The 7,001-nt window shown below is 45.9% G+C and carries 7 protein-coding genes; all 7 read left to right on the forward strand.

Annotated elements, in window-relative coordinates; genetic code table 11:
• Positions 1 to 14: 14 nt before the first annotated feature.
• The 7 genes from ypeB to fni all read left to right on the forward strand — a co-directional run bounded on the left by ypeB (position 15) and on the right by fni (position 6,245).
• Entirely contained in the window at positions 15 to 1,364 is a 1,350-nt protein-coding gene (gene ypeB, locus ACQCVH_RS03300) for a germination protein YpeB (RefSeq protein ID WP_426834418.1), read from the forward strand.
• Between the two features lie 183 nt (positions 1,365 to 1,547).
• Positions 1,548 to 2,207 (forward strand): flagellar brake protein, encoded by a 660-nt coding sequence (locus ACQCVH_RS03305; RefSeq protein WP_426834419.1) that lies wholly within the window; start codon positions 1,548 to 1,550, stop codon positions 2,205 to 2,207.
• Between the two features lie 61 nt (positions 2,208 to 2,268).
• Entirely contained in the window at positions 2,269 to 2,448 is a 180-nt protein-coding gene (locus ACQCVH_RS03310; protein ID WP_224900858.1) for a YpfB family protein, read from the forward strand.
• 152 nt (positions 2,449 to 2,600) lie between these two features.
• Positions 2,601 to 3,281, forward strand: a complete 681-nt coding sequence (gene cmk, locus ACQCVH_RS03315; RefSeq protein WP_426834420.1) for a (d)CMP kinase — start codon at positions 2,601 to 2,603, stop codon at positions 3,279 to 3,281.
• Positions 3,278 to 3,859, forward strand: coding sequence for a lysophospholipid acyltransferase family protein (locus tag ACQCVH_RS03320; protein WP_426834421.1), 582 nt, complete (start codon positions 3,278 to 3,280; stop codon positions 3,857 to 3,859). The genes cmk and ACQCVH_RS03320 overlap by 4 nt, the downstream gene beginning before the upstream one ends.
• 160 nt (positions 3,860 to 4,019) lie before the next feature.
• A complete protein-coding gene (gene rpsA / locus ACQCVH_RS03325) occupies positions 4,020 to 5,177 on the forward strand; it encodes a 30S ribosomal protein S1 (RefSeq protein WP_426834422.1) in 1,158 nt (385 codons plus the stop codon).
• Between the two features lie 12 nt (positions 5,178 to 5,189).
• Positions 5,190 to 6,245, forward strand: a complete 1,056-nt coding sequence (fni, locus tag ACQCVH_RS03330; RefSeq protein ID WP_426834423.1) for a type 2 isopentenyl-diphosphate Delta-isomerase — start codon at positions 5,190 to 5,192, stop codon at positions 6,243 to 6,245.
• The last annotated feature ends 756 nt before the right edge of the window (positions 6,246 to 7,001 follow it).

Below are 7,001 nucleotides of genomic sequence, written 5' to 3' on the forward strand. Positions count from 1 at the left end.
AGAGGTGGTTTACAGTGATTAGAGGGATACTTATTGCGGTACTCGCCCTTGGAGCTGCTGGTGCAGGCTTTTGGGGATACCAGGAGCACAGGGAAAAGAATGCGATACTTATTAATGCAGAAAACAGCTATCAAAGGGCCTTTCATGACCTGACATACCAAACCGACCTGCTGCATGACAAAATAGGCACTACATTAGCCATGAATTCCAGGGAATCCCTTTCACCGGCGCTTGCTGACGTCTGGAAAATAACATCCACTGCCCATAGTGATGTTGGTCAGCTGCCGCTTACCCTTATGCCATTCAATAAGACGGAAGATTTCCTGGCGAAGATTGGGGATTTCAGCTACCGCACAGCGGTCAGGGATCTGGACAAAGAACCTTTGTCAGATAAAGAGTATAAGGCGCTTCAAGGGCTGTATAAAGAATCAGCTGATATTCAGCAGGAGCTCCGCAAGGTCCAGCATATGGTCCTGAAGAATAATCTAAGGTGGATGGACGTTGAAATGGCGCTGGCCTCCAATAAACAGCCAATGGACAACACAATCATTGACGGGTTCAAAACAGTGGAAAAGACGGTTGAAAGCTATGGCGAGACTGATTTTGGCCCTGCCATGGTCAATATGCAGAAAGAAGATTCTAATTATAAATACTTAGAGGGAGAGGCTATTTCAAAAGATAAAGCCCGCTCTATTGCTGTGAAATATGCGGGAATGGGGAAAAAGGCGGCTGTAAAAGTGACCGAAAATGGAAAAGGCTCTGACTTCGGCTTCTACAGCGTCTCTGTCCAGGACCCGAAGAGCGGCAGGGAAGCCAATATGGATATAACAAAAAAAGGCGGATATCCGATCTGGTATATTTTAAGCAGGGATGTAAACGATCAGGCTGTCAGTTTGAATGATGCCGGGAATAAAGCCATTAAATTCCTCAGTGACAATGGATTTAAGGATTTGGACATGTTTGAAAGTACACAATACGATAATGTCGGAGTATTTACTTTTGTATCCAAACAGGATGATATCAGGGTCTATCCTGATTCAATAAAAGTAAAGGTAGCCCTTGATAATGGGCAAATGATCGGCTTTTCAGCAGAAGATTATCTTAAGTCCCACCACATAAGGGAACTGCCTGAAGCAGATTTAAGCCAGGAAGCGGCCAGGGGCAAGATCAATCCTAATCTGAAGATCCAGGAATCGAGACTTGCCGTCATCGTCAATGATCTTAATCAGGAAGTATTATGCCATGAATTCCTGGGTACCATGGGTGACGACACTTACCGCATTTATATCAATGCTGATTCAGGCATCGAAGAAAAAGTGGATAAGCTGCAGAATGCAGAGCCAGTTTACGAAGATGTTGTATAATAAAGCGCTGCAGGCCCGGGGAAAATCCCGGGCTTTTCCGCATAAGAAAACAGGTATTTAGAACTATATAATGTCTTGATTCATCCGTGGGTCCCGTGTCATAATTAAATGACAGGATTATCCTTTTGATTTTATGAATGGGGAAAGTTTTTATTAAGAGAGAGCAAGAGAGAGTGGGTCAGCATGATAAATATTGGAGATTCAATAACACTTGAAACAGTGAATGGCCATAAAGAAGAAACATATAGATGCAAGCTGGCTGAAAGGGAAGAAAATACTCTGTTCATTGATTACCCGGTCAATGTAAAGTCAGGTAAAACAGCCTTCCTGCTGGACGGCACACAGCTTAAAGCCTCATTCGTCTCAGATGACGGGTCCGTATTCTTATTTACTACAGAAGTAAAAGGGAGGGTCAAGCAGAATATCCCGTTATTGATACTATCCTTTCCGGGTTCAAAGCAGCTTATCAAAATCCAGAGGCGGCAGTACGTGAGGATCGAAGCATCCATCGATGCAGCAGTACAGCCGATTGGAGGGGAATTCCCGCCCTTTAAGGCTGTGACGGAAGACATCAGTGCCGGCGGGGCAAGTCTGCTGGTGGATAAAGACATCCCGCTTGATGCAGGCATATCTATTAAAGTATTGCTGGTGCTGGCCCTTCAGAATGGAGACTATCATTATCTGAAAGCAGATGCAAAAATTGTGAGAATCATAGAACACAATGAACTGAAAAATAAGGCGTCTATTGAATTTGCAGATCTGGGCCCATCCGACAGACAGATTCTTCTCCGCTTCTGTTTTGACAGGCAGCTTGCCCTTAAGAAAAAAGGACTGGAGGCTTAACGAATAATTCCTGCCTGGATGCCAATAATGATAATAAGATTGTCAACAGGCGGGGATGAAAATGAAGATGCTAGAACGGCTGATCGTGAAAGCAGTCATTATTCAACTGCTCTTTTTGCTCGCAGCCCAGGTACTGCTCCATAAATATGATATCATGCCTGAGCTGAAGCAGCTTGCCCAGTACGAAGGTGTGGCGAAGAATAGCTTTGAGGAGCTGCTGGAAACTTTCAGCGGAAAATGAGCGGGCATAAGAGGCCTGCTTTTTTTGTATGCTTAAACCCCTTCAGCAGCTGGTTAAGGGACAAAATATTGATAAAAAACAAGCGGATAATATGTTAAAATGGTTCTTGTAAGTTTTAGAGAAACCCAACTGGAAGCGTAACAGGAGGAAATATGATCAAAAAAATCTCAATTGCCATTGATGGCCCTGCAGCAGCAGGTAAAAGCACTGTGGCAAAAATTGCAGCTGAAAAGCTATCATATATTTATATAGACACAGGTGCTATGTACAGGGCACTGACATATAAAGCCATAGAAGCAGGCGCCGACCTTGAAAATGAATATAAGCTGATGGATATCCTCACAGGCATCCAGATCGACTTGCTTCCAGGTGACCAGGGGCAAATTATCCTGGTGGACGGTGAAAATGTTACAGAAGTGATAAGGACAGCAGCTGTCACCAATTCTGTATCCATTGTTGCGAAGCACCGGAAGGTCCGTGAAGAGATGGTCAGAAGGCAAAAAGAGTTCTCGGTGGGCGGCGGTGTAGTAATGGACGGCCGGGATATCGGGACTCATGTCCTTCCCCATGCAGAGGTAAAGGTATTCCTGCTTGCATCAGTTGATGAGAGGGCTATGAGGAGGCATCAGGAGAATATTAAGAAAGGCTACCCGTCTGACCTAGAACAGCTGAAAACCGATATTGCTTACCGGGACAAGCTGGATTCTGAAAGGGAAGTAGCGCCGCTGAAAAAAGCTGATGATGCAGTGGTAATCGATACTACCTCGCTTGCTATTCCGGAAGTGGTCGAGAAAATCATGCTGCTTGCTGAAGAAAGGATCGGATTGACTTGACATTCTATTCTTTTGTAAGGTCAGCCGTTTACGGTGCGCTCAAACCGATATACCGGTTTGAGGTGATCGGGAGAGAGAACTTTCCCGCTGAAGGCGGCGTGCTGCTGTGCAGCAACCATATCGACAATCTTGATCCCCCCGTTGTGGGGATTACTGCTCCAAGGCCGGTTCATTTCATGGCCAAGGAAGAACTTTTTAACCTGCCGGTACTTGGTAAGGTAGTCAGGAATCTAAACGCCTTTCCGGTAAAAAGGGGCATGAGCGACAGGGAAGCTTTAAGGAAAGGGATCGCCCTTTTGAAGGAAGGAAATGTTTTAGGGCTCTTTCCTGAGGGTACAAGAAGTAAAACAGGGGAATTGGGAAAAGGCCTTGCAGGGGCAGGCTTCTTCGCCTTAAGGGCACCGGCCCATGTAGTACCCTGTGCAATCATTGGCCCTTACAAGCCATTTAAAAGATTGAAGGTAGTGTACGGGAAGCCTCTGGACATGGAAGAAGCACGGAAAAACAGGGCGTCCGCTGACGAAGTGACGGAGATGATAATGCAAGAAATCCGCCAGCTTATTGAGCAGCACAGATAAGTCTTCTTGCTTGACAAATAAAGCTATTTGTAAGAAGTTAGAGGAAAGGCATCTTTTTAGAATATTCTATGTCTTTAATTTGGGACCTTGTTTTCCGCTGTGAAAATATCACATCTACTATAAAAATTGGAAGCAGTCATTGGATTAAGGAGGATTACATATGTCAGAAGAGATGAATCAATCAGAAGAAATGAATTCAATTGAAGTGAAAAACTTTGAGGTGGGCGACCGCGTAACCGCGAAAGTCACCAAAGTGGAAGAAAAGCAGGTTGTCGTGGATATCCAGGACAGCAAGCTTGACGGGATTATCCCGATCAGCGAGCTCTCAAGCCTTCACATCGAAAAAGCTGAGGATGCTGTGGCTGAAGGAGATGAACTTGACCTGGAAGTACTCAAGGTGGAAGAAGAGGCACTCATCCTGTCAAAGCGTAAAGTGGATGCAGTAAAGGCCTGGGACACACTTGAAGAGAAATTCAACAGCGGCGAGGTTTTTGACGCTGAAATTAAAGACGTGGTCAAAGGCGGCCTGGTAGTGGACCTTGGCGTTCGCGGCTTTGTACCTGCTTCGCTAGTTGAAGCACATTTTGTCGAAGACTTTTCTGATTACAAGGGAAGGACCCTTTCGTTCAAAATTGTGGAGCTGGATAAGGAGAAAAACCGCCTGATCCTTTCACACAGAGCTGTTGTGGAGGAAGAAAAGGGCAGGCAGAAGCAGGATATCCTTGCTAACCTGCAGGCAGGCCAGGTTCTTGACGGTACTGTCCAGCGCATTACTGACTTCGGCGCGTTTGTCGATATCGGCGGAATTGACGGACTTGTCCATATTTCCCAGCTATCATATGAGCATGTAGAAAAGCCTTCCGATGTAGTGGAAGAAGGACAAAAGGTACAGGTGAAAGTGCTGAGCGTAGACAGGGATAATGAGCGCATTTCCCTATCCATCAAGGAAACATTGCCTGGGCCATGGTCTGATATTGCAGAAAAGGCTCCGAAAGGCAGCACTCTTGACGGAGTTGTGAGGCGCCTTGTATCTTATGGAGCATTTGTTGAAGTATTCCCTGGAGTCGAGGGTCTTGTACACATCTCCCAGATTTCACATAAGCATATCGGAACTCCGCATGAGGTCCTTGAAGAAGGCCAGCAGGTACAAGTAAAGGTCCTGGATGTAAATGAAAACGATCAGCGCCTGTCTCTAAGCATCAAGGATCTCGAAGAAAAAGAAGCTGAGTATGATACGACTTATGAGATGCCTGAAGAAACAAAAGGCTTCCAGCTTGGCGAAATGATCGGCGATCAGTTAAAGAATCTAAAAAAATAATGGTGATATAATTTGTCAAGATCAAAACGGAAATGGGATCACATAGAATTTGCCCTTTCAACAGGACAAAAGCGCATTGCCGGATTTGACGATATTGATTTTATTCACCAAAGCTTGCCTGATTCTGCTGTGGATCAAGTGAAAATAGAAACTGAAATTGGCGGACTTACTTTAAGTTCGCCAATTTTAATAAATGCGATGACAGGCGGCGGCGGTGAAAGAACACTTAAAATCAATCAGGAGCTTGCCTTGGCTGCGGCCGAAACAGGCCTTGCTATGGCTGTAGGCTCGCAAATGGCAGCTTTGAAGGATCCTGCTGAACGAGAGTCATACAGGATTGTGCGTCGGGAAAATCCAAAAGGGATTGTCATCGGCAACCTCGGAAGTGAAGCAGATGCCGAACAGGCTAACAGGGCCATCGACATGATTGAAGCTGATGCCCTGCAGATACATCTGAATGTGGTGCAGGAACTGACGATGCCAGAAGGAGACCGGGACTTCAGGGATGCCCTGAAAAGGATCGAGTCTATTTGTAAAAACGTCCATGTGCCTGTAATTGTAAAAGAGGTTGGATTCGGAACCAGCAGGGAAAGTGCTGCAAAGCTTGCAGCTGCCGGTGTTTCAGCGATTGATGTCGGCGGCTTTGGCGGCACTAACTTTGCCAGGATTGAAAATGAAAGAAGAGAAAGGCTCCTTTCGTTTTTTAATGGCTGGGGAATACCCACTGCCTCCTCTATCCTTGAAGTAAATGCAGAAGGAGCTGGAGTCAGTATCATAGGTTCCGGCGGCGTCCAGACAGCTTTTGATGCAGCAAAAGCCATAGCCTGCGGTGCAGATGCTGTTGCGATGGCCGGATACTTTCTGAAGATTCTGGTGAGCGAAGGTCCTGAACAGCTGATCAATGAAATACATACACTCCATGAGGAGCTTGCCTTTATTATGGCTGCGCTCGGCGCTGTATCGATAAAGGATCTTCGGAGAGCCCCAATTATCTTATCAGGCAAAACCCATCATTGGCTGTCTGAACGGGGGATAGACACAAAGGCCTTTAGTCAAAGAAGTATATAAGAAGTGGCTCCTGCTCATTGAGGCGGGAGCTTTTTTGCATTGCACATAGGTAAAACATAGACGACTACTATCCTGGCAAAAGAGAAAACAATGGTCTCAGCCAACGGAGTTAGGACCACTATTGCGGCAAAAAGAGAAGATAGTGGTTCCAGCGAATGGAACTAGGACCAGTATTGCGGCAAAAAGAGAAAATAGTGGCTCCAGCGAACAGAGCTAGGACCACTATTGCGGCAAAAAGAGAAGATAGTGGTTCCAGCGAATGGAACTAGGACCAGTATTATGGCAAAAAGAGAAGATAGTGGTTCCAGCGAACGGAGCTAGGACTACTATTGTGGCAAAAAGAGAAAATAGTGGTTCCAGCCAACGAAGCTAGGACCACTATTCTGGCAAAAGAAAAAATAGTGGTGCCAGCCAACAGAGCTGGCACCACTATTCTGTCAAAAGAAGAAAATAGTGGTGCCAGCCAACAGGGCTAGAACCACTATTCTGCCAAAAGAAAAAAACAATGGCCTCAGCCATCCTGAAATTCTCAAGACTAGGTAGAACAAAGCCCAAAGGATGCGGGTCATGCAGGCATTGCCACAGGACGTGGCGTTTTTAGTCTGCGTTCCCTTATTGGTTAAGGCTTTTCCGCTTTTCTATTGTCCAGCTCCGGCTCCTAGGTGCTCGAGTCATAAGCCAAGCAGGCCAGAAGGTTAAAGAACAACCTTCCGTCCTGCTCGTCTTATGCTTGTCGCACCTGAACAGTCGCCTCCG

This window comes from Bacillus infantis, from assembly GCF_050107595.1.
Taxonomy (GTDB): Bacteria; Bacillota; Bacilli; order Bacillales; family Cytobacillaceae; genus Bacillus_AB; species Bacillus_AB infantis_C.

Coding starts and splice junctions, on each gene's coding strand:
- rpsA (WP_426834422.1), top strand. CDS start 4,020: ATGTCAGAAGAGATGAATCAATCAGAAGAAATGAATTCAATTGAAGTG.
- ACQCVH_RS03310 (WP_224900858.1), top strand. CDS start 2,269: ATGAAGATGCTAGAACGGCTGATCGTGAAAGCAGTCATTATTCAACTG.
- cmk (WP_426834420.1), top strand. CDS start 2,601: ATGATCAAAAAAATCTCAATTGCCATTGATGGCCCTGCAGCAGCAGGT.
- ACQCVH_RS03305 (WP_426834419.1), top strand. CDS start 1,548: ATGATAAATATTGGAGATTCAATAACACTTGAAACAGTGAATGGCCAT.